The organism is Actinokineospora sp. PR83 (assembly GCF_021056305.1).
Classification (GTDB): domain Bacteria; phylum Actinomycetota; class Actinomycetes; order Mycobacteriales; family Pseudonocardiaceae; genus Actinokineospora; species Actinokineospora spheciospongiae.
In genome coordinates, this window is record NZ_JAJCXD010000127.1 from 65,996 (window position 1) to 90,578 (window position 24,583).

Below are 24,583 nucleotides of genomic sequence, written 5' to 3' on the forward strand. Positions count from 1 at the left end.
ACCCTACGTGGGCAGCCCCGCCAGTTCGGCCAGGAACGCGGTCGAGCGCTCCGGCGACCAGGCGTGGGCCAGGATGCGCTGCCAGGCCAGCCGGAACACCTCCACGTCCGCAGGCTCGTCGAGGAACACGCTGCGCGCCCGGTGCTCGGTGTAGGCCAGCGCCGGGTCGGCGGGGAAGTCCATCAGCACGAACGACCCCTCCAGCCCGGGGTGCGCCTCGGTGTCCGACGGCACGACCTGGAGCACCACCCGGGGGCGGCGCGACATCTCCAGCAGGTGCCGTAGCTGCCCGCGGTGCACGTGCGGGCCGCCGACCGGCACCCGCAGCGCCCACTCCCCCAGCACCACGTGCAGCACCGGCGGCGACTCGCGGCTCAGGATCGCCTGCCGGGCCAGCCGGGCGGCGACCTTGCCGTCCAGCTCGGCGGGCGAGAGCGGCGCCGGGGCGGTCCCGCGCAGGACCGCGCGGGCGAAGTCCGGGGTCTGCAGCAACCCCGGGATGATCAGCGGCTGGTGGTTGCGCAGGCGCGAGGCCTTCGACTCCCAGTCGACCAGCGTCTGCCACTGCTCGGGCAGGCCGCGGCCGTGCACCTGGACCCAGCCGGGCTCGGCGGCCTGCCGGACCAGGTCCAGGATCTCCACCCGCCGGGGCGCGGGCACCCGGTAGAGCCCGAGCATCGCCTCGACGTCCGGGAGGCGCAGCCCGGAGCTGCCGGTCTCCACCCGGCTCACCTTGGCCTGCGACAGGCCGAGCCGCGCGCCGACCTCCCCGGTGGTCATCCCGGCCTGCTTGCGCAGCCTGCGCAGCTCACCGGCGACCTGCCGGGACCGAATCGTGGGCCGTCCAGGAGGCACCCCGCACCCCGTCTCCAGTGGATCCACTACCGCCTCCACTTTGCTACCCCCTCTGAGCTGGGCAAACAACTACACGATCAGTTGATTTGCCCGATTCCGGGCGGTCCGGGGCCCCGCGTCGACCATCCCGACGCGGACCGCACACCGGGCGCCTTACGATCCACGGCGTGAGCGCGCCCGCAGTCGAGGACGAGGCAGACCGGATACCACCGCCCGGGCAGGTGGGCGGGCCGAGCCCGGCCGCCGTGCTGCGCGAACGCGTCCTGGGCAGGCCGATGCCGACCGACCGGCTGCGCGGCTGGCTGGTGACCGCCGTCATCGGCGTCATCGGCGCCGTCGTGCGGTTCCAGAACCTGGGCTCGCCCACCGACAACGGCACCCCGGTCTTCGACGAGAAGCACTACACCCCGCAGGCGTGGCAGATGCTGCGCAACGGCGGCGTCGAGGACAACCCCGGCTACGAGCTGACCGTGCACCCGCCGCTGGGCAAGACGTTCATCGCCCTCGGCGAGTGGCTCTTCGGCTACAGCGGTTGGGGGTGGCGGTTCACCGCCGCGCTGTGCGGCACGCTGATGATCATCCTGGTGGTGCGGATCGCCCGCAGGCTCACCCGCTCCACCCTGCTCGGTGCGCTCGCGGGCATCCTGCTCATCGCCGACGGCGTGTCGCACCTGCAATCGCGCATGGGGATGCTCGACATCTTCCTGGCGTTCCTGATCCTCGCCTCCTTCGCCTGCGTGCTCGTCGACCGCGACCAGGTGCGCTCCCGGCTGGCCGCGGCGGCCGACGAGGGCTGGGTGAACTCCCCGGGCACCGGGCCGGTGGCCCGGTTCTTCCAGAAGGTGCCGCCGGTCCGCTGGCTGGTGGACGGCGCCGGACCGCGGCTCGGGGTCCGCTGGTGGCGCTTGGGCGCGGGCGTGCTGCTCGGCCTGGCCTGCGGGGTGAAGTGGTCGGGCATGTACTACATCGCCGCGTTCGGCCTGCTCACGGTGATGTTCGACGTGGCGGCGCGGCGCGCGGCCGGGGTCCGGCACCCGTGGCGCGGCGCGATCGTGCGCGACGTGCTGCCCGGGCTGTGGGCGTTCGTGGTGCTCGGCGTGGTGGCGTACCTGTCGACCTGGTGGGCCTGGTTCGGCTCGGAGACCGCCATCGACCGCACCCTGGTGGCGACCACCGGCACGGACCCGCTCTCGGTGGCCAGGGGCGCGCTCGGCTCGCTCTTCCAGTACTCCACCCACGTGCTGGACTTCCACGCCTCGCTGGTGACCAAGCCCGGCCAGCAGCACCCGTGGGAGTCGAAGCCGTGGACGTGGCCGATGAGCCTGCGGCCGATGCTCTACTACTACGAGGGCGGCACCACCGGCTGCGGCGAGACCCGCTGCGTGTCGGCGACGATGCTGATCGGCACGCCCGCGCTGTGGTGGCTGTCGCTGCCCATGCTGGCCTGGGGCCTGTGGCGGATGTTCGCCAGGCTGGACTGGCGGTACGCGGCGGTGGTCGTGGGCTACCTGACCGGGCTGCTGCCCTGGTTCGCCACCCTCGACCGGCAGATGTACTTCTTCTACGCCACGCCGATGGCGGCGTTCCTGGTCCTGGGCATCACGCTGTGCCTGGGGCAGGTCCTCGGTGCCGCGCGCGCCGGGGCGGAGCGGCGCGGCACCGGGCTGCTGGTGGTGGCCCTGTACGTGGGCCTGGTGGTGGCGAACTTCGCCTGGCTGTGGCCGATCCTCAACGGCGACCCGATCACCGAGAGCCGGTGGCAAGCCGAACTGTGGCTGCCCTCCTGGCGCTGACTTCCGGCCGGACCGGTTCCGGTTCGCGGGCGCGCAGCTCGGCGGCCACGCGCACGGCGTCGCGGTCCTCGACGTCGCGGCTGCCCGCGGGTCCGGGGGTGTGGTTGCGGTTGAGGCCCCAGGTGAGCAGGGCGAACAGGGCGGCGAGGACGAGTGCGGTAGTCATGGCAGCAATGCTGCGCCGCATCAATTCCTGCCACCAGTGGCAGCACTGACCCTGCACCACAAAATCCTGCCAACTACGCTGTGCCCATGCTCAAGACCGTCGCGGCCATCCTGATCGACGACTTCGCCCCGTTCGAGTTCGGCGTCCTGTGCGAGGTCTTCGGCACCGACCGCACCGACGAGGGCGTGCCACCGGTGGAGTTCCGCGTGGTCGGCGAGGAACCCGGGAAACCGCTGCGCACCGACGTCGGCCTCCGCGTCCTGCCCGACCACGGCCTGGACGCGCTCGACGGCGCCGACCTGGTGGCCGTCCCCGCCTGCACGATCCGCGACGAGTACCCGGAACCGGTCCTGGCGGCCGTCCGCGCCGCCCACGCCCGCGGCGCCACCCTCCTGTCGGTGTGCAACGGCGCGTTCATCCTGGGCGCGGCGGGCCTGCTGGACGGCCGCCGCTGCACCACCCACTGGCGCCACGCCGCCGAGTTCGCCGCCCGCCACCCCAGGGCCGTCCTCGACCCGGACGTCCTGTTCGTCGACGACGGCGACATCGTCACCGGCGCGGGCACCGCCTCGGGCATCGACGCCTGCCTGCACCTGGTCCGCCGCGAACTCGGCTCAGCCGCGGCGACGACCATCGCCCGCCGCATGGTCGTCCCCCCGCAGCGCGACGGCGGCCAGCGCCAGTACGTCGACCTGCCGGTGCCCGACTGCCAGGCGGAGAGCCTGGAACCCATCCTCACCTGGATGCTGGAGCACCTGACCGAGGAGCACCCGGTGTCCGCGCTGGCCAGGCGGGCCACGATGTCCGAGCGCACCTTCGCCCGCCGCTTCGTCGCCGAGACCGGCACCACCCCGCACAGGTGGCTGACCACCCAACGGGTCCTGCACGCCAGGCGCCTCCTGGAAACCACCGCCCTCACCCTCGACGAGGTGGCCCACCGCTGCGGCTTCACCTCCACCGCCCTGATGCGCCACCACTTCCAGAAGCAGGTCGGCGTGGCCCCCCACGACTACCGCAGGACCTTCGCCACCCGCTGACCTCCCGGGCCCCGCCGCGGGACCGGAGGTCGCCGTCTTCGAGTTCAGCTGCACCGGCTCGGCGGCCTGCCCTTCGCGCTGCCGCTCAGGCGTTCTGCAGGCGCCGGATGCGGTCGACGTGGGCCGGGTGGGAGGCGAGGACGCGGGCACGCCAGGTGCGGCGGTCGCCGCCCGCGGCGGCCAGCCAGCCCTTGAGCACGTCGCGCAGGGCGGGGGCGTAGCCGAGGGCGGCGGCGGCGCGGTCGGCCCGGTACTCGCCCAGCCGCGACGACCAGGCCACGACCGGGGCCAGCAGGGGCATCAGCAGCAGCCACGGGTTCAGGTAGACCACCCCGGCGAGCAGGACCAGCACCAGCAGCACCGAGGCCAGCACGACCGCCGCGCCGCCGAAGCGGCCGAAGAACCTGCCCACGGCCAGCACGCCCTTGGCCACCAGCGCGACCAGGATGATCGCCCCGCGCGCGGGTAGCTGGTACCACCAGCCCAGCAGCGACACCCGGGCGTGCCCGTGCAGGTGGTGGCCCAGCTCGTGCGCGAGGACCGCCTCGAGCAGGTGCGGCGGCAGGTCCAGCGCAGCCCTGGTCACCGCCACCGTCCGACCGCCCGCGGCGAACGCGTTGAGCCCCTTGGAGCCCTCGATCCACAGCCGGTAGCGCTCCCGGTTGACCCCCGCGGCCCGGCACACCGACGTCCAGACCGGTTCCAGCCGGGACAGGTCGCGCGCGGACGGCTCGTGCATGTCGAACAGGCCCTTGGCCAGGACCGCCTCGATCGCCGGGACGAACACGACGACGCCGGAGAGCACCCACACCACCGGGATCACCCACGACTGCGACGGCCACGCGATCGAGCCGAGCAGGATCATCACGACCAGGCTGCTGAGGAACGCGGGTGCGATCAGCCCGAGGGACAGCACGGCGGCCAGGTCCGGGCCGCGGCGTTGTTCCACGGGCAGGATGCGCGTCTTGGGGCGGTGCGGCTGCTCGTCCATGGCCGGTCTGCTCAGTCCTCAGCGGGGTGCGGGGGTGTCTGGTGCGGGGTCGTCGGCACCGGGGTGCCAGTCTGCTCCAGATTGCCCGGGAACCCGCCCGCTGTCCATCGGCCGTCAGCGCACCCGCTGCTCCTCGAACCTGCCCTTGACCTCCTCGTCGAAGAAGGAACCGGAGCTCTCCGCGGAGGCGAACCGCCAGTACACGTGCTTGGGCACGTCGAGGTACCGGTGCACCTGGCCGGTGCGGAACTCGACCTCCAGGGTGTTGGTCATGGCGTCGAAGGCGATCGCGGCGATGACCGCCGAGTCGAGCTGTCTTCGGTGCACCGGCGCTCCTCACTCGGTCCGGTCGGGTGCGGCGGGTCAGGGTTCGCGCAGCACCGCGCGCAGCGCCTCCAGCACGGCCGGGTCCTCGATCGTCGACGGTGAGGGCTCGTCGCGGCCGTCGGCGATCGCGCGCATGGTCTTGCGCAGGATCTTCCCCGACCGCGTCTTCGGCAGCGCGTCGACGACCGCCACGTGCCGGAACGCGGCCACCGGCCCGATCTCCCGCCGGACGGCGGCCACCAGTTCCCGCCGCAGCTCCTCCTCTTCGACCTCCACCCCCGACTTGAGCACCACGAACCCGTGCGGGAGCTGCCCCTTCACCGCGTCCCGGACCCCGATCACCGCGCACTCGGCGACCGCGGGGTGCGCGGCGAGCACCGCCTCCATCGACCCGGTGGACAGCCGGTGGCCCGCCACGTTGATCACGTCGTCGGTGCGGCCCATGACGTGGACGTAGCCGTCGGCGTCGATCGAGCCGCCGTCGCCGGTCAGGTAGTGGCCGGGGAACGCCGTCAGGTACGACCGCACGTACCGCTCGTCGTCACCCCACAGCGTGGGCAGCGCCCCCGGCGGCAGCGGCAGCCGCAGGACGATCGCCCCCTCCTCGCCGGTGGGCAACTCCTCCCCACCCGGCCCGAGGACCCGCACGTCGTAGCCGGGCATCGGCACGCTCGGGGACCCCGGCTTGATCGGCAGCGGCTCCAGCCCGCGCGGGTTCGCGCAGATCGGCCACCCGGTCTCGGTCTGCCACCAGTTGTCCACCACCGGCACGCCCAGCTTCTCGCTCGCCCAGCGGTGGGTCTCCGGGTCCAGCCGCTCCCCCGCCAGGAACAGCGCCTCCAGCCCGCTCAGGTCGTACCGGGCCAACTCCACCGCGTCCGGGTCGGCCCGCTTGATCGCCCGGAACGCGGTCGGCGCGGTGAACAGCACCTTCGCCCCCGTCTCGGCCGCCACCCGCCAGAACGCGCCCGCGTCCGGCGTGCCGACGGGTTTGCCCTCGTAGAGCACGGTGGTGGCGCCCACCAGCAGCGGCGCGTAGACGATGTAGGAGTGGCCGACGACCCAGCCGACGTCGGAGGCGGTCCACATGACCTCACCCGCGCCCACGTCGTAGACGTTCGCCATGGACCAGGCCAGCGCCACCGCGTGCCCGCCGTTGTCGCGGACCACGCCCTTGGGCTTGCCGGTGGTCCCGGAGGTGTAGAGCACGTACAGCGGGTCGGTCGCGGCCACCGGCACGCAGCCGACGGGCTCGGCGGCGGCCATCGCCTCGTCCCAGTCGAGGTCGAGCGGCTCCGGTTCGGTCCTGGCCTGCTCGCGCTGCAGCAGCACGACCCGCTCGGGCCGGTGCCCGGTCAGCTCCAGCGCCTCCCGGATGATCGGCCGGTACTCGACCACCCTGGTCGGCTCCACGCCGCAGGTGGCGGTCACCAGGACCTTGGGCTCGGCGTCGGCGATGCGACCGGCCAGCTCGCGCGGGGCGAACCCGCCGAAGACGACCGAGTGCACCGCGCCGAGCCGGGCGCAGGCCAGCATGGCCACCACGGCCTGCGGGATCATCGGCAGGTAGATGACCACCCGGTCGCCCTTGACCACCCCCAGCCCGGCCAGCACCCCGGCGAAGCGCGCCACCAGGTCGGTCAGCTCGGCGTAGGTGTAGGTGGCCTTGGTACCTGTGACCGGCGAGTCGTACACCAGGGCGACCTGCTCGCCGCGCCCCGCCGCGACGTGCCGGTCGAGGGCGTTGTGGCAGGTGTTGAGCACGCCGTCGGGGAACCACCGGTACAGCGGTGCCGCGCTGTCGTCCAGGGCCCGGGTGGGCGCCCGGTCCCAGTCCAGGGCCCCGGCCGCGTCCAGCCAGAAGCCCTCCGGGTCGGTCAGACCGCGCTCGCGCGCCGCCGCGTAGTCGCCCATCCCCGCCCTCCGATCGCCGCGCTGAAGTGCCTTGCCGATACCTTGCCACCGAACCGGGGGTCGTGGCGGCGCCGTCGGCAGCCTGTGGACAACTGATGGAACCGGGGTACGGGCCGTCGCGTCCTGTGGACAACCGCCGCCGCCGGACCACGGGTCGACATACCCTGGGAGCAGGCGCGCCGCGCCTGGTCCGGTGGACACCCGGCCGGAACACGAGAGGAGCTGGTGGACGCAGTGCTGGAGCTAGCCGCTTCGCTGCTGTCCCTCGCGCACAGCATCTTCGGCCCCGGCCTGTGCCCGGGTGACTGGGTGTGGGCGACCGCGACGGCCGGGGCGCTGATCGCGCTGCTGCCCGTGCTGGGCACGCTGACCATCGCACTGGTCCGCAAGTTCACCGGCAACACCTACAACGCGGTCACGCTCTCGGTGATCGGGGCGATCGGCGGCCTCGCCGTCTTCCTGTTCCCGTGGCTGCTGTTCAACGGCGTCGGCAGCGTCTACCGGGCGGTCTTCGCCGGGGAGCGGGTGCCGCTGACCGAGGCCGAGCTGGGCTCCTTCACCGAGGAGTACTGCTGGGTCGGGCAGCAGAGCCTGTACCTGGGCGAGCGGCCGACCGCCTACGAGGTGCTGTTCCACCCCTACGAGTCGATCCCGATGTACCTGCTGCGCCTGGGCGTGCTCGTCGTGGTGCCCGTGCTGTGCCTGCTGTTCGTGATGCTGCAGGGCCGCGCCGCGCTGCGCCGGGGGCCGAAGTGGCCGGGTCGGCTGATCTGGATCCCGTTCGCGCTGATGGCGGTGGCGAGCCTGACGGTCGAGGCGAACGCGCTCGCGTTCCTCTGGATCGGGTTCCTGCTGGTCAGCGTGCTGGGGTTGATCCCGGTGTACGTGGTGGGGCCGCCGAGCTGGTCCACCATCGAGCGCCAGTACCAGAACCAGGGCCCCGACTCGGGGGACCCCCGGCACGGCAACCCGCAGCACGGCAACCCCCAGCAGGGCCGCTCGCAGCAGGTCCCGCCGTACCAGCCGCCGCCGCAGGTGTCGCAGTACCAGCCGCCGCAGCAGCCGGTGCGCAGGCCGCCGCCGTACCAGCCCCCGCAGCCGCCGCCGCGCCCGCCGGTCACCCCGACCAGGATGGAGCCGCAGCCGGACCGGGCCGCCCTGGCGAAGCTGGCGGCCGACCCCGGCCCGCTGCCGTTCACCCCGCGCGGCGCCGCCCCGCCGCCGATCAAGCCGTCGGGCAGCCGCTTCCGCCGCGTCCGCCCGCTGGGTCAGGGCGGGTTCGGCACGGTCTGGCTGGCCGTGGACACCCAGCTCGACCGCACGGTGGCGGTGAAGATGGCGCACGCCCCGGACGCGGAGACCGAGGAGCGGATGCTGCGCGAGGCCCGCGCGCTGGCGGCGGTGCACCACCCGAACTGCGTGCGCGTCTACGACATCGTCTCCGAGCCGGACGGCCTCGGCCTGATCATGGAGTACATCGAGGGCCAGCCGCTGGCCGACCGGGTGGGCACCGGCGGCCCGCTGGACGACGTGGCGGTGGCCCGGCTGTGGATCACCATGGCGGGGGCGCTGGCTGCCGCGCACGCCAAGGGCGTCCTGCACCGCGACGTGAAGCCGTCCAACGTGATCATCGACCCGGACGGCAACGCGCACCTGATCGACTTCGGCATCGCCAGGGCCAAGGGCGACTCCACCCTGACCGCCACCGGCATGATGGTGGGCACCCCGGACTTCCTCGCCTCGGAGACCGCGGCGGGCGCCAACGCCACCCCCGCCTCCGACGCCTGGCAGCTCGCGGCCACGGTCAGCTACGCCCTCACCGGCCGCCCGCCGCGCGGCACCAGGGAGAACGCCATGCAGGCGCTGATGGCCGCGGCCAAGGGCGAGCCGCTGACCCACCTGCCGCAGAACAGCGCCCACCGCCGCCTGCTCACCGCCTCCCTCGACCAGGACCCGGCCCGCCGCCCGACGCTCGCCGCGGTCGCGCGCGAGCTGAGCGACTGGCTGGCCCGCGAGGGCCACACCGAGACGGGCCCGGTGACCCAGATCGTCCGCCGCAAGGACATCGAAGAGGTCGACCGCACCAAGCCCCTGCGCTGACCGGACCGGGTCGGCGGCGCCTGCGCACCGTCCACAACCGAGGAATCGCGGATCACACGATCCGACTGTCCGATCACGACTATGGTGGCCGCATGTCGGACGCGGTGGGGGCGGCGCCGCGCCCGGTGCGGGCCGGGGTCGTCGCCGGGGTGGCCGTCGCCCTGGGGGCCCTGGCGGTGTTCGCGTGGCTGTCGGGGCGCGGTCTCGGGGTGGACAGCAGCGTCTACCGGGCGGGTGCGCTCACCTTCCTCAACGGTGACCCCCTCTACGCGCCGCTGACCACCGGTGAGCCGTGGGCACCGGCCCTGCCCTTCACCTACCCGCCCATCGCGGCGATCCTGTTCGTGCCGCTGACCTACCTCCCCGCGCAACTGGCGTGGGGTCTGCTCGCCGTCCTGTCCGTCCTGTCCCTCGCGGCGCTGGTCCGGCTCAGCCTCCCCCGCACGAGCGCGAACCGGCAGGTGCTCCTGGTCTTCGCGGGCGCGTTCGCCCTCGAACCGGTCTGGCGCACCCTGGCCCTCGGCCAGGTCAACCTGGTCCTCGCGGCCCTGGTCGCCGTGGACGTCCTCGTCCTGCGCGGTCGCCCCGCGGGCGGGGTGCTCGTGGGGTTGGCGGCGGCGGTCAAGCTGACCCCGCTGATCTTCGTGGCGCACCTGGCGCTGACCGGGCGGTGGGCGGACGCACGTCGGGCGGTAGGGGTGTTCGTCCTGCTCAACCTGGCCGCGTGGGCGCTGCTGCCCGGCGACACCGCCGCCTTCTGGGGCCGGGCGCTGATCGACGGGAACGACGCGACCACCAACTCCTGGATCGGCAACCAGTCGATCAACGGGCTGGTCCAGCGGCTGACCGGGGAGGGGCACTGGGCGATGGCAGTCTGGGCGGTCGCGGGCGCGCTCTGCCTGGGCGTCGGGGCGCTGGTGGTGGCCCGGCTGGCGAAGCGGGGCGACCACGTGGGCGCGCTGCTGGTGACCGCCTTCGTGGGCCTGCTGGTGAGCCCGGTCTCCTGGACGCACCACTGGGTGTGGGTGGTGCCGCTGGTCGGGTGGCTGGTCGGGCGGGGGCGACCGCTGTGGGTCGTCGCGGTCGCCGTCGTGGCCACGGGGTGGGAGTTCGCCCTGGCGCCCAGTGGTGCCAAGGTCGAACTGCACTGGTCGGGCAGGCAGGCGGTGCTGGGCAACGCCTACGTCGCGGTCGGCCTGGCGCTGGTCCCGGTCGTCGTCGCCCTCGCGGTGCGCGGGCGGGCACGACGTGCTGAGGTACTGGCGGACACCGGGTGAAGGAGTGGATGACCATGGTCGAGCAGACCGTCGACGTCGCCGTGGTGGGGCTGGGCCCCGGGGGCGAGGCGCTCGCGGCGCGGTTGGCCGGGGCGGGGCTGTCCGTGCTGGGGATCGAGTCGCGGCTGGTGGGCGGGGAGTGCCCGTACTTCGCCTGCGTGCCGACGAAGATGATGACCCGGGCGGCGGACGCGCTCGCCGAGGCGCGGCGGGCCGGGGAGCTGGCCGGGTCGGTCGAGGTCACCCCGGACTGGGCCCCGGTCGCGGCGCGCATCCGGGACGAGGCCACCGCCGACTGGGACGACAAGGCTGCCGTGGACCGGCTGCTGGCGTCCGGGGCGCGGTTCCTCCGCGGCACCGCGCGGATCACCGCACCGGGTGAACTCGAGGTCACCGGTCCGGACGGGACGCACACCGTGGCGGCCACCCGCGGCATCGTGCTCAACACCGGCACCGACCCCGCCGTGCCGCCCATCCCCGGCCTGGCCGACGGCCCGGTCTGGACGAACCGGGAGGCGGTCCGGGCCACCGAGGTGCCCGAGTCGCTGGCGGTCATCGGCGGCGGCCCGGTCGGGTGCGAGTTCGCCCAGGTCTTCGCCCGGTTCGGCGCGGAGGTGACCCTCCTGCAGTCCAACGCCCGGCTGCTGCCGCAGGACGAGCCGGAGGCCGGTGAGCTGCTCGCCGAGCGGCTCACCGCGGACGGCGTCGCGGTGCGGACCGGCGTGAAGATCACCGGGGCGAGGCACGCCGAGGGCCGGGTGACGCTGGAGGTCGAGGGCGGCGAGCCGGTCACCGCCGCCAGGGTGCTGGTCGCGGCCGGTCGCAAGACCGACATGGCCGCCCTGGGCCTGGGCGCCTACGGCCTCGACGAGTCCGCCAAGGGCCCCGCGGTCGACGACCGGATGCGCGCCGCCGAGGGGCTGTGGGCGATCGGCGACATCACCGGCAAGGGCGCCTTCACGCACATGTCGATGTACCAGGCGGGCATCGCCGGGGACGACATCCTCGGCCGGGAGACCAAGGCCGACTACCGGGCGGTGCCGCGGGTGACCTTCACCGACCCGGAGGTCGGGTCGGTGGGCCTCAGCGAGGCCGCCGCCCGGGAGGCCGGGCTGACCGTGCGGACGGGGATCACCCGGATCCCGGACTCCTCGCGCGGGTTCATCCACAAGCTGGGCAACGCGGGCCTGATCAAGCTGGTCGAGGACGCCGACCGGGGCGTGCTGGTCGGTGCCACGTCGATGGGTCCCGGCGGCGGCGAGGTGCTGGGCGCGCTGGCGGTGGCCGTGCACGGCGAGGTGCCGGTCGACACCCTGCGCGGGATGATCTTCGCCTACCCGACGTTCCACCGGGCGATCTCGTCGGCGCTCGACGACCTGCGCGGGTAGGCCGGTGCTGCCCGACGCCGTCGCGTACCTGCGCTGCCCGCACTGCGGCGACGACCTGGTCCTGGCCGAGCGGGTGCTGCGCTGCCCGCGCGGGCACGCGTTCGACGTGGCCAGGCAGGGTTACGCGAGCCTGCTGCGCGGCGCGGCGACCTTCACCGGGGACACCGCGGCGATGGTCGACGCGCGGGTGGCGTTCCTCGGCGCGGGCCACTACGACCCGATCGCGCGGGCGCTGACGGCGGTCGAACCCGGTCCCGGCTGCGTCGTCGACCTGGGCGCGGGCACCGGCCACTACCTGGCGGCGGTGCTGGACGCGCGGCCCGGCCGGGTGGGGTTGGCGCTGGACGCGTCGAAGAACGCCCTGCGCCGGGCGGCGAAGGCGCACCCGCGGATCGGGGCGGTGGTGTGCGACGCGTGGCAGCCGCTGCCGGTGCGCACCGACGCGGCCGGGCTGGTCGTCAACGTGTTCGCCCCGCGCAACCCCGCCGAGCTGCACCGGGTCCTGGCACCCGGCGGCACGCTGGTGGTGGTGGCGCCGACCGCGGCGCACCTCGGCGAACTGGTGTCCGCCCTGGACCTGCTCAGCGTGGGCGCGGACAAGCAGGACGGCATCGACGACAAGCTCGCCGCGCACTTCACCCCCGTCGACCGGCGGCTGGTGGAGTTCCGGATGGAGCTGCCGCACCGCGACGTCGAAGCGCTGGTGGGCATGGGGCCGAACGCGTTCCACGACGCGTCGGCGCTCCCCGGGCGCATCGCCGCGCTGACCGAGCCGGTCGCGGTCACCGGCTCGGTCAGCGTGACCTCCTACTCCCCGGGGTGATCCGTGGGGTGGCGGGTTCCCCGCCACCGGCCTGTGCCCTGTCCATCGCTGCGGGTGCCCCCGGCGCTACCGCCAGTCGCGGGACCGCCCGGTGAGCGCGAGCAGCCGCTCCTGCGGCGGGGCGTCGTCGGCGACCGGGAGGCGGTCCGCGAACAGGCCGCCCGGCCCCCAGATGCCGGGTGAGTCCGGGAACTGCCCGATCCGGTCGAGCGCCACCCGGACCAGGGACTCGTCCAGCTCGACGTCGAGGCCGAGGGCGGTGCCGATGTCCCAGCCGTGCACCAGGACGTCCCCGAAGTGCACCCCGAGCGCGAACTCCCCCGGCACCTGGTAGTCCCCGAGCGCGAACGTCCTGGTCAGCACCGCGTCGTCGGCGAAGTGGGCGTGCAGGGCGGCGGAGGAGGCGCGGAAGTCGGCGCGCGGGTCGCCGGTGGGCTCGAAGTCCGCGCCCAGTTGGCCGAGCGTGCGCCGGTTGTTGTCGACCATGTGCTCCAGCACGTCGCGCACGGCCCACTTGTCGCAGGGCGTGCGGGCGTCGAGCTGCTCGTCGGTGGCCTGCTCGGCGAACCGCGTGGTCGAGGCGATGGCCGCGCGGTCGAGTTCCCGGATGTCCATGGTGTCCCCTCAAGTGTACGAACGATCGGTCATATAGTTTCAGGTGACCGATCGTTCGTCTAGAGTGATTTCCGTGGACGGACGGCTGGCGCGCGGCGAGGAGACCCGGCGGGTCACCCTGCAACGAGCGGTCGAACTGGCCTCGGTCGAGGGCCTGGAGGGGATCACGATCGGGCGGCTCGCGAGCGAGCTGGAGCTGAGCAAGAGCGGCATCTTCGCCCTGTTCGGGTCGAAGGAGGACCTCCAGCTCGCGGCCATCGAGCACGCCGAGAAGATCTTCCGGGCGCACGTGATCACCCCGGCCGCCACCGCCGACCCCGGCCTCCCCCGCCTCGTCGCGCTGCTGGAGCACTGGCTGACCTACTCCAAGTCCCGGGTCTTCCCCGGCGGCTGCTTCTTCGCGGCGGTCACCGCCGAGTTCGACGCCCGGCGGGGTCGCGTGCACGACGCCATCCGCTCCGGGCAGCAGCAGTGGGGCCGGTTCCTGGAACGCCTGGTCACCGAGGCCGTCGAGGCGGGCCACCTGCCCGCCGACACCGACGCCGCCCAGCTCGCCTTCGAGGTGTTCGCCCTCGCCAGGGGCGCCAACACCGACGCCGTCCTCAGCGACTCGGAAGTCCCCTACGCCCGGGCCATCACCGCCATCCACCACCGGCTCGGCGTCTAGCGGGCCAAGCGGTCCCGGCGGGCCCTGGCGATGGGCAGCCGGGGGTCGTAGCGGGACAGGAGGCCGATGAGGGTGTCGTAGACCTCCAGGTCCTGAGACCCCGTTGGGCTGTGGGCGAGGGCCCAGAGGTCATCGGCGTCGCCCGCGTCGAGCACGGCCCGGCGCACCGCGGCTTCGAGTTCGTCCCGCTGCTCGCGGACGACCGGGGCGTCCGAGCGCGGCAGGAGCGGGCCCACCCCGGCGGCGGCCCGGAGGTCGTTGGCGCGCAACAGGTCCGGCAGCGCGAGGAAGTCCGCGGTGAGGTCCGCGGCCAGCCGGTAGGGGCGGGTCAGGACGATGCGGTCGCCGAGGGCGGCGCGGAGGCGGTGCATCTCGGCGCGGGCGGTGACCGGGTTGCCCGCGTCGCCGTGCAGGGCCAAGGCCAACTGGTCGGCGGTCAGGCCGGCGGGGTTCAGCGCCAGCGCGGTGAGGATTTCCGCGTGGCGCGGGGACAGCGGCTGCGCCCGGCCGTCCACAGTGGCCACCGGGTGGGTGGCGCCGAGGAAGCTCAGCTCCAGCCGGGGTGTGCGCGGCGCACTCCGGGCCGACCGGGACAACCGCAGCAGGTAGCCCTCGTCCAGCGGCTCGACCAGGGCCTCCCGACCGTCCGGAAGGGACAGTGCGGCGGCCGACACGTCCAGCCGCGCGGGCAGCGGGCCGCACGCCTCTGCGGCGATGACCCGACCGGAGGCGCTGAGCAGCGCCGCGCCGCGCAGGCCGAGCAGGTGCGGCAGGTTGCGGCGGCGCAACTGCTCGTCGCGGGCGGTCATCCGGACCCGCAGTTGCCCCTCGGCGAGCTGGGCGGCGGCGGTGACCAGGGCCAGGGTCGCCGGGTGGCGGGTGCGCAGCGGGCCGGTGACGTCGATGGCGCCGAGGACCTCGCCGGTGTCCGGGTCGTGCACCGGGGCCGCCGCGCAGGTCCAGGCGTGGATGGTGCGCACCAGGTGCTCGGCGGAGTGGATCTGCACCGGCCGGTCGACCGCCAGCGTGGTGCCCATGGCGTTGGTGCCCATGGCGTCCTCGCTCCACCGGGTGCCCTCGGCCAGGCCGACCCGGTCGGCGAGCAGGCACACGTCGACCTGGCCCTCGCGCCAGAGGATGTTGCCGTCGGCGTCGGTGACGATCATCAGGTGCATGGCCTCGTCGGCGATGCCGACCAGGGTCGCGCGCAGCACCGGCAGCACCTCGGCCAGCGGGTGCGCCGCGCGCAGGTCGCGCAGGTCGGCCCCGGAGTAGACGACCGGCGGGAGGTTGCCGTCCGGGTCGACCCCGCCCGCCAGCGACCGGCGCCACGAGTCGGACACGACCTCGCGCGGCGCGGCGGGGGCAGGCCCCCCGCTGAGCACGGCGTCGCGCACGCGCGCCAGCAGGTGCGCGTAGTCCTCCGGGTTGGTCATCCCCCCGATGATGCGGCCCCGGTGGTTGATCCGGCAACCGCCTCGTCGGTGCAACGCGACTGCAACGTTGCCGCCCATAACGTGGTCGACATCACTCCACCGACGACGCGGGAGGCCCACCGATGACCCGGTACGCAGCTCCAGGGACGGACGGGAGCATCGTCTCCTTCGAGGCCCGGTACGACCACTACATCGGCGGCGAGTACGTCGCCCCCGCCAGGGGCCAGTACTTCGACAACCCCTCCCCGGTGACCGGGCAGGTGTTCTGCGAGGTCGCCCGGGGCACCGCGGAGGACGTGGACCGGGCCATCGACGCCGCCGAGGGCGCCGCGCCCGCCTGGGGCCGCACCTCGCCCGCCGAGCGGGCCAACGTCCTCAACAAGGTCGCCGACCGGATGGAGGAGAACCTCGAGGCCCTCGCGGTGGCCGAGACCTGGGACAACGGCAAAGCCGTGCGCGAGACGCTGGCCGCCGACCTGCCGCTGGCGATCGACCACTTCCGCTACTTCGCCGGGTGCGTCCGGGCGCAGGAGGGCGGCATCTCCGAGATCGACGAGGGCCTGGTCGCCTACCACTACCACGAGCCGCTGGGCGTGGTCGGGCAGATCATCCCGTGGAACTTCCCGATCCTGATGGCCGTCTGGAAGCTCGCCCCGGCGCTGGCCGCGGGCAACGCGGTGGTGCTCAAGCCCGCGGAGCAGACCCCGGCCTCGATCCACGTGCTGCTGTCGATCATCGGCGACCTGCTGCCCGCCGGGGTGCTCAACGTGGTCAACGGCTTCGGCGTGGAGGCGGGCAAGCCGCTCGCGTCCAGCCCGCGGATCCGGAAGATCGCCTTCACGGGTGAGACCACGACCGGGCGCCTGATCATGCAGTACGCCAGCGAGAACATCATCCCGGTGACGCTGGAGCTGGGCGGCAAGAGCCCGAACGTCTTCTTCGACGACGTCGCCGCCGCCGAGGACTCCTTCTACGACAAGGCGCTGGAGGGCTTCACGATGTTCGCCCTCAACCAGGGCGAGGTCTGCACCTGCCCGTCGCGGGCGCTGGTCCAGTCCGGCATCTACGAGAAGTTCCTCGGCGACGCCACCGAGCGCACCCGGCAGATCGTGCAGGGCCACCCGCTCGACACCGCCACCACCATGGGCGCGCAGGCCAGCAACGACCAGCTGGAGAAGATCCTGTCCTACATCGACATCGGCAGGCAGGAAGGCGCGAAGGTGCTCACCGGCGGCGAGCGCGCCCGGCTCGACGGCGACCTCGCCGAGGGCTACTACGTGCAGCCGACGATCTTCGAGGGCGACAACAAGATGCGGATCTTCCAGGAGGAGATCTTCGGCCCGGTCGTCTCGGTCACCCGCTTCGACGACTACGCCGACGCCATCAAGATCGCCAACGACACCCTCTACGGCCTCGGCGCAGGCGTCTGGTCCCGCGACGGCGGCGTCGCCTACCGGGCGGGCCGCGAGATCCAGGCGGGCCGGGTGTGGGTGAACAACTACCACGCCTACCCCGCGCACGCCGCGTTCGGCGGGTACAAGCAGTCCGGCATCGGCCGGGAGAACCACAAGATGATGCTCGACCACTACCAGCAGACCAAGAACCTGCTGGTCAGCTACACCGACAAGGCCCAGGGCTTCTTCTGATGGGCGAGCGGGTCAGCAACACCCCGGAGGCGGCGGCCGTCCTGCGCCGCCTCCGGCAGTCCCACGGGCCGCTCATGTTCCACCAGTCCGGCGGCTGCTGCGACGGCAGCTCGCCGATGTGCTACCCGGCGGGCGAGTTCCGCACCGGCGGCCAGGACGTCCTGCTCCAGGAACTGCAGGTCGACGGGATCGACGAGCCGATCCCGTTCTGGATGTCGAGGTCGCAGTACGAGCACTGGAAGCACACCCACCTGACCGTGGACGTCGTCCCCGGCCGGGGCAGCGGGTTCTCCCTGGAGGCCCCCGAGGGCGTGCGCTTCCTCATCAGGTCACGCCTGCTCACCGACGAGGAATTGGCGCTGTAGCCGTGCCCCGGTGCGGGAGTCGGGGCGCACCGACCCCCGCACCGTGGGCACCCCGGGGAATTACCGGCCCGCGTCGTTCGTTGGGCACTGGTGACAGCCCCGAACGGAGGAGGCCCCCTGTGGCTACGGTCGAACTGACCACCGAGAACTTCGACGAGGTCGTGGGCGGTGGCGGAACCGTGCTCGTCGACTTCTGGGCGTCCTGGTGCGGCCCGTGCCGCCAGTTCGCCCCCGTCTTCGACGCGGCCTCGGACAAGCACGAGGACGTCGTGTTCGCCAAGGTCGACACGGAGGCCCAGCAGCAGCTGGCGCAGGCCTTCGGCATCTCGTCCATCCCCACGGTGATGGCCGTCCGCGAGGGCGTCGTCCTCTACGCCCAGCCCGGCGCCCTCCCCGCCCCGGCCCTGGAGGACCTGATCACCCAGGTCAAGGCCGTCGACATGGAAGACGTCCGCGCCAAGGTCGCCGAAGCCCAGGCAGCAGAAGAGGCCAAGTAAAACCAGCTCCCACCACCGAAAGGGCCCGCGAACCACCAGGTTCGCGGGCCCTTTTGCACACCCACCCCACCCCAAAACCGCAGACACCACACCAACACAAAGTCCGAAGATCAAAGGCCGAAAGGCCGAGCCGGAACAAAACCACGCTGATTCAGGAACCCACCGCACCGTGGGGGTCTGGGGGGTCGCCCCCCAGAGACGATGCGGAACGCAAAAGGCGAGCGCCCTGTGCGAGCACTCGCCTTCCCTGCGTGGAGCTGAGGGGAATCGAACCCCTGACCTTCTCGATGCGAACGAGACGCGCTACCAACTGCGCTACAGCCCCTTGTTCGTGCTCGTAGAGCCTATCAGCCCACGAACACGCCCCCTCGCGGGGGTCCCTACTCGCCCACGGCCCGGCGGTAGTGCAGCACGGTGGCGTCGCCGAGGTCGTCGAACCAGGGGTCTTCGTCGTCGAGGTCGACGGCGGTGGCGCCGGGGTGGGTGATGCGGGGGGCGACCTTGACCGGGGTGCGGCGGGGTTCCTCGTACTCGGAGTCGAGGTCGTCGTCGGCGTCGGTGTCGTCGTCGGGCTGGTCCTCGGCCGGGTGGGCGTGGGAGCGGCGGACGGTGAGGGTGGCGGTCATCCTGGCCTGCCTGCGCTCCCGGATCTCCTCCTCGATGCGCACCTGGCGGCGCAGGTAGGTGAGGTACCCGGCGAGTGCGATGTCGATGAGCCCGTGCGCCCACCACAGCAGGGGGGTCATGACCAGCGCCGTGATCAGGGTGAGCACCGCGGTGAGGATCATGAGCAGCACGATCCGCTGCCGGAAGGCGTACTTGGCCCGGGCGGCGCGGGCGGCGGCGTCCGGGTCGAAGCCGCCGCGGCCGGGGCGGAACCGGCGGGGTTCGGGGGCGTAGTCGTCCTCGTCCTCGGCGAAGTCGTCGGTGTAGGTGAACCCGTCTTCCTCGGGTTCGAGGTCGACCGTCGCGGAGTCGAGCATGGCGAAGTCCTCCCGGGGGTCCTCGGTCTCCTCGCGGGGACCGGTGTCTTCGGCGGAGCCGCTGCGCACGACTCGGGCGGCCAGGGCGGAATCCGCCGTCCTGGCGATCTCCTGGCGCTTGCGCACCACCATGGGGACGAGCACGACCAGCCAGGCGACCACGAGGGCGACCACGATCAACGAACTCGGCATGTCCGCACCTCCCCCTGACGTACTCCGAGGACTTCGTTGACCACGTTAGTCACAACAGTCACACGCGTGGCGGAGGCGCGCCGGAGAAACTCACCCGTTCGGGTTGTCGCCCGTCCACCATTCCCCGTAACGGCACTGATCAAACAATTAACTTTCACCACCCCGAAACGTCAACCCCGACCGGCCCGGCCGTCCGCGACCAAGCGGTTGACCAGGCCGTTCGGCACGTCCTCCGCGGTGATCGCCAGGCACACGTGGTCCCGCCAGTCCCCGGCGACGTCGAGGTAGCGCCGGAACAGCCCCTCCTCGCGGAACCCGAGCTTCGCCAGCACCCGCAGGCTCGCCCCGTTCTCCGGCCGCACGGTGGCCTCCACCCGGTGCAGCCCGGAGAGCCGGAAGCAGTGGTCCACGGCCATCGCCACCGCCGCCGTGGCCACACCCCCGGACACCGCGGTGGACGCCACCCAGTAGCCCACCCACGCCGAGCACAGCGACCCGCGGACCACGTTGCCCACGGTGAGCTGCCCCGCGAACTCACCGTCGACGGTGATCACGAACGGCAGCGACATGCCGCGGCGGGCCAGCGAGCGCAGCGCCGACCACTGCGCGGGCCAGGCGAACTGGGCGTTGCGCTCGGCCCACGTCCCGGGCGCCGACGGCTCCCAGTTCTCCAGGTGCTCCCGGTCGCGGATCCGCGCCCGGCTCCACGCGGCGCCGTCGAGCAACCGCGGCCCGCGCAGCTCCACCACCCCGGCGGGTACCCGCAGCGGGCCGAGCCGGGCGGGCCAGCCGGGGTGGCGGCCGAGCGCCTGCGGGCTAGCCACGCTGGGCTAGGAAGCTGACCTGGACCTCCTGGCCGACGGACACCTCGACGGTGTCCTCGTCGATCAGGACCAGGCAGTTGGCCTCGGCGAGCGAGGCGAGCAGGTGCGACCCGGACAGGCCCAGCGGCTGCACCAGGTACTCGCCGTTGGTCTCGTCGCGCAGCAGTTGCCCGCGCAGGAAGCCGCGCCGCGCCTTGGTAGAGGTCACCGGCGACAGCAGCCGGGCGCTGACCACCCGCCGGTGTGGGTTGCGCTTGCCCTGCGCGGCCCGGATCAGCGGCCGCACCATGACCTCGAACACGACCAGGGCGCTCATCGGGTTGCCCGGCAGCAGGAACGCCGGGATCGCGTCCGGCCCCAGCCGCCCGAAGCCCTGCTGCGAGCCGGGGTGCATGGCCACCCTGGTCAGGTCCACGTCGCCCAGCTCGGAGATGGCGGCGCGGACCTCCTCGGCCAGCTCGCCGCCGACCCCGCCGGAGATCACCAGGATCTCCGCCTGCGACAGCCTGCTCTCCACCACCTCGCGCAAGCGCTTGACGTCGCTGCTGACGATGCCGACCCGGCTCACCTCGGCGCCCGCGTCCCGGGCGGCGGCGGCCAGCGCGTAGGAGTTGACGTCGTAGACCTGCCCCTGCCCCGGGGTCCGGTCGACGTCGACCAGCTCGTCGCCCACCGAGATCACCGACACCCGCGGCCTCGGGTACACCAGCACCTTCGACTTGCCCACGGCGGCGAGCAGCCCCACCTGGGCGGAGCCGATGATCGACCCGCGGCGCACGGCCACGTCACCGGTCTGCACGTCCTCCCCGGTGCGCCGGACGTAGGCGGCCGAGGGCACGGGGGTGTGCACGGTGACCTTCGAGTGGTGCCCGTCGGTGAAGCCCAGCGGCAGCACCGCGTCGGCGAGGGTGGGCAGCGGCGCGCCGGTCGCCACCCGCACCGCCTGCCCCGGCTGGAGCCTGCGCGGCTGCCGGGAGCCGGAGGCGATCTCGCCCACCACCGGCAGTTGCACCGCGGCCTCGCCCGCGGGCTGGGTGTCGACGCTGCGGACGGCGTACCCGTCCACCGCGGCCTGGTCGAACCCGGGCAGCGAGCGCTCGGCCACGACCTCCTCGGCGCAGAGCAGCCCCTGCGCCTCGGAGATCGCCACCCGCACCGGCGCCGGGCGCACCGCGGCCGCCAGGGCCCTGGCGAGTTGCTCGTCGACTGACCTCATCCGCTACCCCGTACCCGTTCCGTCCCGGTCCCCGACTGGTGCCTACTGACCACTGATCCGCGCGCTCAACCACTCGCGGAGGCTGGGCCCATACTCCGGATGGTCCAGTGCGAAGTCCACTGCGGCACGCAGGAAACCACCAGGATTGCCCAGGTCATGCCGTCCACCGCGGTGCACGACCACGTGCACGGGGTGCCCCTCGTCGATCAGCAGCGCGATGGCGTCGGTGAGCTGCAGCTCGCCACCGGCGCCCGGGGTGATCCGCCTGAGGGCGTCGAAGATCGCCCGGTCGAGCAGGTAGCGGCCCGCCGCGGCGAAGGTGGACGGGGCCTCGTCGGCGGGTGGCTTCTCCACCATGCCGTTGACCTTCTTGACGTCGTCGTCGCCGGTGTCCTCGACGTCGAACACGCCGTAGGCGGAGATCTGGGACTTGGGGATGTCGAAGGCGCAGAGGACCGTCCCGCCCTTCTCCGCGCGCACCGCGGCCATCCGGGCCAGCACGCCGGTGGGCAGCACGAGGTCGTCGGGCAGCAGCACGGCGACGGCCTCGTCCTCGGGCCGCAGGTTGGGCTCGGCGCAGCCGACGGCGTGGCCGAGGCCCAGCGCCTTGTCCTGGGTGGCGGTCTCGACGGCGAGCAGGCCGGGCGCGCGGCGGACCTTCTCCAGCAGCGCCTCCTTGCCCCGCTCGGCCAGGGTGGCTTCGAGTTCCGGCTGCGGGCGGAAGTAGTCGGCTACGGCCTCCTTGCCGGGTGAGGTGACGATGACCAGGCGTGTCGCCCCCGCTTCAGCCGCCTCGGCCGCGACGTACTCGATACCTGGGGTGTCCACGACCGGCAGCAGCTCCTTCGGAACCGCCTTGGTCGTGGGGAGGAACCGGGTGCCCAGACCCGCTGCGGGCACGATGGCGGTGGTGAATGCGGTGAACGCGCTCATGGACAGGGAGCCTAACCTCAGTGCCGTGGCAGGCACTGGGAGTGATCTCGAAGCTACACGCGCGTGGACGAAGGACCAGTGGCGACGCGCGCTGCTGGCGAACCGCCGCCGGGTGCCCGCCGCCACCCGCTTCGCCGAGGCCATGCAGCTCACGGCCCAGTTGACCAGTGGCCGGGTCGTGCGCGGCGGGCAGACGCTGTGCGCGTACGTGCCGATCGGGTCGGAGCCGGGGTCGGTGCAGATGCTCGACGAGGTGGCCGACGCGGGCGTGCGCATTCTGCTGCCGGTGGTCAACGGGCGCGGCCCGCTCGACTGGGCCTGGTACGACGGCCGCGACGACCTGCGGCCCGGCCCGTACGGGCTGCGCGAGCCGATCGGGGAGCGCTTGGGCGAGACGGCGCTGCGGATCGCGGACGTGGTCCTGGTGCCCGCGCTGGCCGTCGACCGGCGGGGGACGCGCCTGGGTCGGGGTGCGGGCTTCTACGACCGGAGCCTGTCGATCGCGGCGGCGGGCACCCCGCTGGTGGCCGTGGTGCGCGATGCGGAATTGTTCGACGTGCTGCCCGCCGAGGGCCACGACGTGACGATGACGGCCGTGCTGACGCCGGGGCGCGGGCTGCTCAGGTTGCGCTGATGTGACCTCGTGTCGGAATGTTTGCGTTCCCGGTCCGCGTTGTCGCAGAATCAAGTGTTAGCACTCTCGCCTGCTGAGTGCCAGTTTGGGAGGAAGGCCCCCGTGCCCACGTACCAGTACGCCTGTACGGTCTGCGAGCACCGCTTCGAGGCGGTGCAGTCGTTCTCGGACGCGTCGCTGACCGAGTGCCCCGAGTGCGGGCAGCGGCTGCGCAAGCTCTACAGCTCTGTCGGCGTGGTCTTCAAGGGCAGCGGCTTCTACCGCAACGACAGCCGCTCGTCGACGTCGTCCACCGCCCCCGCCGCGGCCTCGGACGCGACCCCGGCCAAGTCGGAGTCGTCGACCAAGTCCGAGTCCTCGGGGAAGTCGGAGTCGTCGGCGAAGTCGGAGTCCTCGGCGTCCGGCTCGTCGAAGTCCTCGACACCGGCCGCGTCGGCCTCGTCGTCGGGCACGGCAAAGGCCTCCTGACCCCGGATCCGCCCGGGTTGTCCACATGGGTCGAATCCATCCACAGGTCCGCCCAGTGCCTTTCCCGCGCCGCACCCCCTCCCTAACGTCGATGTCACCACCGACACGACCAGGGAGCACCCGATGCCCGCGAGCAACCCGACGCTGATCCGCCTGCGCGCCCTCCGCGCCACCCTGCCCAGGGCCCTCGCCCTACGCCGGGTGGTCGCGGGGGCGCTGCTGCTCGCCGCGGCCGCGACCGCGCTGTGGCACCCCGCGGTGGAACCGGCCTCGACGCCGGTGCTGGTCGCGGCGAAACCCCTGTCCGCGGCCACCGCGCTGGCCCCGAGCGACGTGCGGGTCGTCCGCGCCCCACCGGACCTGCTGCCCGCCGGTGCCCTGACCGACCCGGCGGAGGTCTCCGGCCGCCTCCTCGCGGGCCCCGCCGCCGAGGGCGAACCCATCACCCGCGTCCGGCTGGTGGGCGTGGAGAACACCGCCCTCGCGGTCGGCCCCGGCGCCGCCGCGGTCCCGCTGCGCCCGGCCGACCCGACGGTGTCGTCGTTGCTGCGCCCCGGATCGCGGGTGGACGTGGTGGCCGCCGCCGAGCCCGGCGAGCCGCCGGGGGTCGTGGCGGAGAACGCGACCGTCCTCACCGTCCGCGCCCTGGCCGGAGGCGGGCCGAACGCGCCGCCGCTGCTCCTGCTGGCCCTTCCCCAGCGGGCCGCGCACGACGTCGCGGCCGCTTCATTGCGCGGCGAGGTGACGGTTACGCTCCGGTAGTCCGCACACACCCGCAACTGCGAGATCGGAGCAAGGCGTGCTCAAGGGCTTCAAGGACTTCCTGATGCGCGGCAACGTCATCGAGTTGTCCGTCGCCGTCATCATCGGTGCCGCGTTCACCTCGGTCGTCACCTCGTTCACCGACGGCGTCATGAAGCCGCTGATCAACTCCGTCGGCGGCACCAGCATGGCCGAGGGCCTGGGCTTCCGGATCTTCACCGGGAACGAGAAGAGCTACGTCGACATCGCCCTGGTCATCAACTCGCTGGTCAACTTCCTGATCGTCGCGGCCGTCGTCTACTTCGTGATCGTGCTGCCCATCAAGAAGATCCAGGACCGCCGCAAGCGCGGCGAGGAGCCCGGCCCCGCCCGGCCCACGGACGTCGAACTCCTCATCGAGATCCGCGACCTGCTCCGCCAGCAGAACAGCCCCGCCGCCGCACCCGCCCCCAAGCCCGACACCCTCTGATCCCCGTGCCCACCCCGGACTCCCCGCCCCCACCGCGCCCCACCAGGAACCCGGACCCCGCACCCCGGCGCCCCACCCTGGACGAGATCTTCGGCGACGTCCTCCCCGACACCACGAAAGACGAAAGGGACCCGACCCCCGCGAAAACCGAAGACGACTGGTACGAACAAAACCGCCCCCCACACCACGGCGGCTGAAACCAACT

At 73.0% G+C, this 24,583-nt stretch carries 26 protein-coding genes and 1 tRNA gene; 15 read left to right on the forward strand and 12 right to left on the reverse strand.

What is annotated here, in order from left to right; genetic code table 11:
* Positions 1-3: 3 nt before the first annotated feature.
* Complete coding sequence (locus tag L6E12_RS32755) at positions 4-855, reverse strand: helix-turn-helix transcriptional regulator (RefSeq protein WP_236231792.1); 852 nt, start codon at positions 853-855, stop codon at positions 4-6.
* 275 nt (positions 856-1,130) lie between these two features.
* Here L6E12_RS32755 and L6E12_RS32760 point away from each other — a divergent pair, with 275 nt between their 5' ends.
* Entirely contained in the window at positions 1,131-2,648 is a 1,518-nt protein-coding gene (locus L6E12_RS32760) for a dolichyl-phosphate-mannose--protein mannosyltransferase (RefSeq protein ID WP_374201983.1), read from the forward strand.
* Here the strand turns inward: L6E12_RS32760 and L6E12_RS32765 are convergent.
* Positions 2,599-2,814 (reverse strand): hypothetical protein, encoded by a 216-nt coding sequence (locus L6E12_RS32765; RefSeq protein ID WP_236231793.1) that lies wholly within the window; start codon positions 2,812-2,814, stop codon positions 2,599-2,601. The genes L6E12_RS32760 and L6E12_RS32765 overlap by 50 nt on opposite strands.
* Positions 2,815-2,900: 86 nt before the next feature.
* Here L6E12_RS32765 and L6E12_RS32770 point away from each other — a divergent pair, with 86 nt between their 5' ends.
* Positions 2,901-3,851, forward strand: a complete 951-nt coding sequence (locus L6E12_RS32770) for a helix-turn-helix domain-containing protein (RefSeq protein ID WP_236231794.1) — start codon at positions 2,901-2,903, stop codon at positions 3,849-3,851.
* Positions 3,852-3,936: 85 nt separating this feature from the next.
* On the opposite strand, the gene L6E12_RS32775 is transcribed toward L6E12_RS32770, so the two are convergent.
* The 3 genes from L6E12_RS32775 to L6E12_RS32785 all read right to left on the reverse strand — a co-directional run bounded on the left by L6E12_RS32775 (position 3,937) and on the right by L6E12_RS32785 (position 7,083).
* Complete coding sequence (locus L6E12_RS32775; RefSeq protein WP_236231795.1) at positions 3,937-4,842, reverse strand: M48 family metalloprotease; 906 nt, start codon at positions 4,840-4,842, stop codon at positions 3,937-3,939.
* Positions 4,843-4,956: 114 nt separating this feature from the next.
* Positions 4,957-5,169, reverse strand: a complete 213-nt coding sequence (locus L6E12_RS32780; protein WP_236231796.1) for a KTSC domain-containing protein — start codon at positions 5,167-5,169, stop codon at positions 4,957-4,959.
* 36 nt (positions 5,170-5,205) lie between these two features.
* On the reverse strand, positions 5,206-7,083 hold the full coding sequence (locus L6E12_RS32785) for a propionyl-CoA synthetase (protein ID WP_236231797.1): 1,878 nt from the start codon (positions 7,081-7,083) through the stop codon (positions 5,206-5,208).
* Between the two features lie 225 nt (positions 7,084-7,308).
* On the opposite strand from L6E12_RS32785, the gene L6E12_RS32790 reads away from it, so the two are divergent.
* The 4 genes from L6E12_RS32790 (at position 7,309) to L6E12_RS32805 (ending at position 12,671) form a co-directional block, all read left to right on the forward strand.
* Positions 7,309-9,183, forward strand: coding sequence for a serine/threonine-protein kinase (locus L6E12_RS32790; RefSeq protein ID WP_374201981.1), 1,875 nt, complete (start codon positions 7,309-7,311; stop codon positions 9,181-9,183).
* 92 nt (positions 9,184-9,275) lie between these two features.
* The gene (locus tag L6E12_RS32795) at positions 9,276-10,460 is read left to right on the forward strand and encodes a glycosyltransferase 87 family protein (RefSeq protein WP_236231798.1); all 1,185 of its coding nucleotides are present in this window, start codon (positions 9,276-9,278) and stop codon (positions 10,458-10,460) included.
* An 8-nt stretch (positions 10,461-10,468) separates the two neighbouring features.
* Complete coding sequence (locus L6E12_RS32800) at positions 10,469-11,848, forward strand: NAD(P)/FAD-dependent oxidoreductase (RefSeq protein WP_236231799.1); 1,380 nt, start codon at positions 10,469-10,471, stop codon at positions 11,846-11,848.
* A gap of 4 nt (positions 11,849-11,852) precedes the next feature.
* On the forward strand, positions 11,853-12,671 hold the full coding sequence (locus tag L6E12_RS32805; protein ID WP_236231800.1) for a putative RNA methyltransferase: 819 nt from the start codon (positions 11,853-11,855) through the stop codon (positions 12,669-12,671).
* Positions 12,672-12,737: 66 nt separating this feature from the next.
* Here L6E12_RS32805 and L6E12_RS32810 read toward each other — a convergent pair whose 3' ends face one another.
* A complete protein-coding gene (locus L6E12_RS32810) occupies positions 12,738-13,286 on the reverse strand; it encodes a TIGR03086 family metal-binding protein (RefSeq protein WP_236231801.1) in 549 nt (182 codons plus the stop codon).
* 73 nt (positions 13,287-13,359) lie between these two features.
* Between L6E12_RS32810 and L6E12_RS32815 the strand changes: the two genes are divergently transcribed.
* The gene (locus L6E12_RS32815) at positions 13,360-13,953 is read left to right on the forward strand and encodes a TetR/AcrR family transcriptional regulator (RefSeq protein ID WP_236231802.1); all 594 of its coding nucleotides are present in this window, start codon (positions 13,360-13,362) and stop codon (positions 13,951-13,953) included.
* On the opposite strand, the gene L6E12_RS32820 is transcribed toward L6E12_RS32815, so the two are convergent.
* The gene (locus L6E12_RS32820) at positions 13,950-15,389 is read right to left on the reverse strand and encodes a GAF domain-containing protein (RefSeq protein ID WP_236231803.1); all 1,440 of its coding nucleotides are present in this window, start codon (positions 15,387-15,389) and stop codon (positions 13,950-13,952) included. The two genes, L6E12_RS32815 and L6E12_RS32820, sit on opposite strands and share 4 nt — an antisense overlap.
* A 122-nt stretch (positions 15,390-15,511) precedes the next feature.
* Between L6E12_RS32820 and L6E12_RS32825 the strand changes: the two genes are divergently transcribed.
* From L6E12_RS32825 to trxA, 3 genes are all read left to right on the forward strand, one after another.
* On the forward strand, positions 15,512-17,035 hold the full coding sequence (locus L6E12_RS32825) for an aldehyde dehydrogenase family protein (RefSeq protein WP_236231804.1): 1,524 nt from the start codon (positions 15,512-15,514) through the stop codon (positions 17,033-17,035).
* Positions 17,035-17,400: a DUF779 domain-containing protein gene (locus L6E12_RS32830; protein ID WP_236231805.1), complete on the forward strand. Its 366-nt coding sequence runs from the start codon at positions 17,035-17,037 to the stop codon at positions 17,398-17,400. The genes L6E12_RS32825 and L6E12_RS32830 overlap by 1 nt, the downstream gene beginning before the upstream one ends.
* A gap of 119 nt (positions 17,401-17,519) precedes the next feature.
* Positions 17,520-17,897 (forward strand): thioredoxin, encoded by a 378-nt coding sequence (trxA, locus tag L6E12_RS32835; protein ID WP_236231806.1) that lies wholly within the window; start codon positions 17,520-17,522, stop codon positions 17,895-17,897.
* Between the two features lie 252 nt (positions 17,898-18,149).
* Here trxA and L6E12_RS32840 read toward each other — a convergent pair.
* The 5 genes from L6E12_RS32840 to L6E12_RS32860 form a co-directional block, all read right to left on the reverse strand.
* Positions 18,150-18,222 (reverse strand) — tRNA-Ala (locus L6E12_RS32840).
* Between the two features lie 55 nt (positions 18,223-18,277).
* Positions 18,278-19,072 (reverse strand): gephyrin-like molybdotransferase receptor GlpR, encoded by a 795-nt coding sequence (gene glpR / locus L6E12_RS32845; protein ID WP_236231807.1) that lies wholly within the window; start codon positions 19,070-19,072, stop codon positions 18,278-18,280.
* Positions 19,073-19,242: 170 nt separating this feature from the next.
* Complete coding sequence (locus L6E12_RS32850) at positions 19,243-19,896, reverse strand: GNAT family N-acetyltransferase (RefSeq protein WP_236231808.1); 654 nt, start codon at positions 19,894-19,896, stop codon at positions 19,243-19,245.
* A complete protein-coding gene (gene glp, locus L6E12_RS32855; RefSeq protein WP_236231809.1) occupies positions 19,889-21,112 on the reverse strand; it encodes a gephyrin-like molybdotransferase Glp in 1,224 nt (407 codons plus the stop codon). The genes L6E12_RS32850 and glp overlap by 8 nt, the downstream gene beginning before the upstream one ends.
* Before the next feature lie 42 nt (positions 21,113-21,154).
* Positions 21,155-22,045 carry a UTP--glucose-1-phosphate uridylyltransferase gene (locus tag L6E12_RS32860; protein ID WP_236231810.1) on the reverse strand — a complete coding sequence of 297 codons (891 nt, stop codon included), beginning with the start codon at positions 22,043-22,045 and terminating at the stop codon, positions 21,155-21,157.
* Between the two features lie 25 nt (positions 22,046-22,070).
* On the opposite strand from L6E12_RS32860, the gene L6E12_RS32865 reads away from it, so the two are divergent.
* The 5 genes from L6E12_RS32865 to L6E12_RS35825 all read left to right on the forward strand — a co-directional run bounded on the left by L6E12_RS32865 (position 22,071) and on the right by L6E12_RS35825 (position 24,575).
* Positions 22,071-22,679: a 5-formyltetrahydrofolate cyclo-ligase gene (locus tag L6E12_RS32865; RefSeq protein WP_308075423.1), complete on the forward strand. Its 609-nt coding sequence runs from the start codon at positions 22,071-22,073 to the stop codon at positions 22,677-22,679.
* Positions 22,680-22,781: 102 nt separating this feature from the next.
* Entirely contained in the window at positions 22,782-23,147 is a 366-nt protein-coding gene (locus tag L6E12_RS35820; protein ID WP_236231811.1) for an FmdB family zinc ribbon protein, read from the forward strand.
* Positions 23,148-23,270: 123 nt separating this feature from the next.
* A complete protein-coding gene (locus L6E12_RS32875) occupies positions 23,271-23,909 on the forward strand; it encodes an SAF domain-containing protein (protein ID WP_236231812.1) in 639 nt (212 codons plus the stop codon).
* A 37-nt stretch (positions 23,910-23,946) separates the two neighbouring features.
* Positions 23,947-24,378 carry a large conductance mechanosensitive channel protein MscL gene (gene mscL, locus L6E12_RS32880; protein WP_236231813.1) on the forward strand — a complete coding sequence of 144 codons (432 nt, stop codon included), beginning with the start codon at positions 23,947-23,949 and terminating at the stop codon, positions 24,376-24,378.
* 5 nt (positions 24,379-24,383) lie between these two features.
* Positions 24,384-24,575, forward strand: coding sequence for a hypothetical protein (locus tag L6E12_RS35825; protein WP_374201982.1), 192 nt, complete (start codon positions 24,384-24,386; stop codon positions 24,573-24,575).
* Positions 24,576-24,583: the final 8 nt, after the last annotated feature.

What these genes read in the sequence shown, in the direction of transcription:
- glpR (WP_236231807.1), bottom strand. Translation starts at nt 19,072, where the DNA reads ATGCCGAGTTCGTTGATCGTGGTCGCCCTCGTGGTCGCCTGGCTGGTC.
- L6E12_RS32795 (WP_236231798.1), top strand. Translation starts at nt 9,276, where the DNA reads ATGTCGGACGCGGTGGGGGCGGCGCCGCGCCCGGTGCGGGCCGGGGTC.
- L6E12_RS32860 (WP_236231810.1), bottom strand. Translation starts at nt 22,045, where the DNA reads ATGAGCGCGTTCACCGCATTCACCACCGCCATCGTGCCCGCAGCGGGT.
- L6E12_RS32765 (WP_236231793.1), bottom strand. Translation starts at nt 2,814, where the DNA reads ATGACTACCGCACTCGTCCTCGCCGCCCTGTTCGCCCTGCTCACCTGG.
- L6E12_RS32810 (WP_236231801.1), bottom strand. Translation starts at nt 13,286, where the DNA reads ATGGACATCCGGGAACTCGACCGCGCGGCCATCGCCTCGACCACGCGG.
- glp (WP_236231809.1), bottom strand. Translation starts at nt 21,112, where the DNA reads ATGAGGTCAGTCGACGAGCAACTCGCCAGGGCCCTGGCGGCCGCGGTG.
- L6E12_RS32775 (WP_236231795.1), bottom strand. Translation starts at nt 4,842, where the DNA reads ATGGACGAGCAGCCGCACCGCCCCAAGACGCGCATCCTGCCCGTGGAA.
- L6E12_RS32825 (WP_236231804.1), top strand. Translation starts at nt 15,512, where the DNA reads ATGACCCGGTACGCAGCTCCAGGGACGGACGGGAGCATCGTCTCCTTC.
- L6E12_RS32830 (WP_236231805.1), top strand. Translation starts at nt 17,035, where the DNA reads ATGGGCGAGCGGGTCAGCAACACCCCGGAGGCGGCGGCCGTCCTGCGC.
- L6E12_RS32875 (WP_236231812.1), top strand. Translation starts at nt 23,271, where the DNA reads ATGCCCGCGAGCAACCCGACGCTGATCCGCCTGCGCGCCCTCCGCGCC.
- L6E12_RS32785 (WP_236231797.1), bottom strand. Translation starts at nt 7,083, where the DNA reads ATGGGCGACTACGCGGCGGCGCGCGAGCGCGGTCTGACCGACCCGGAG.
- L6E12_RS32800 (WP_236231799.1), top strand. Translation starts at nt 10,469, where the DNA reads ATGACCATGGTCGAGCAGACCGTCGACGTCGCCGTGGTGGGGCTGGGC.
- L6E12_RS32760 (WP_374201983.1), top strand. Translation starts at nt 1,131, where the DNA reads ATGCCGACCGACCGGCTGCGCGGCTGGCTGGTGACCGCCGTCATCGGC.
- L6E12_RS32770 (WP_236231794.1), top strand. Translation starts at nt 2,901, where the DNA reads ATGCTCAAGACCGTCGCGGCCATCCTGATCGACGACTTCGCCCCGTTC.
- L6E12_RS32820 (WP_236231803.1), bottom strand. Translation starts at nt 15,389, where the DNA reads ATGACCAACCCGGAGGACTACGCGCACCTGCTGGCGCGCGTGCGCGAC.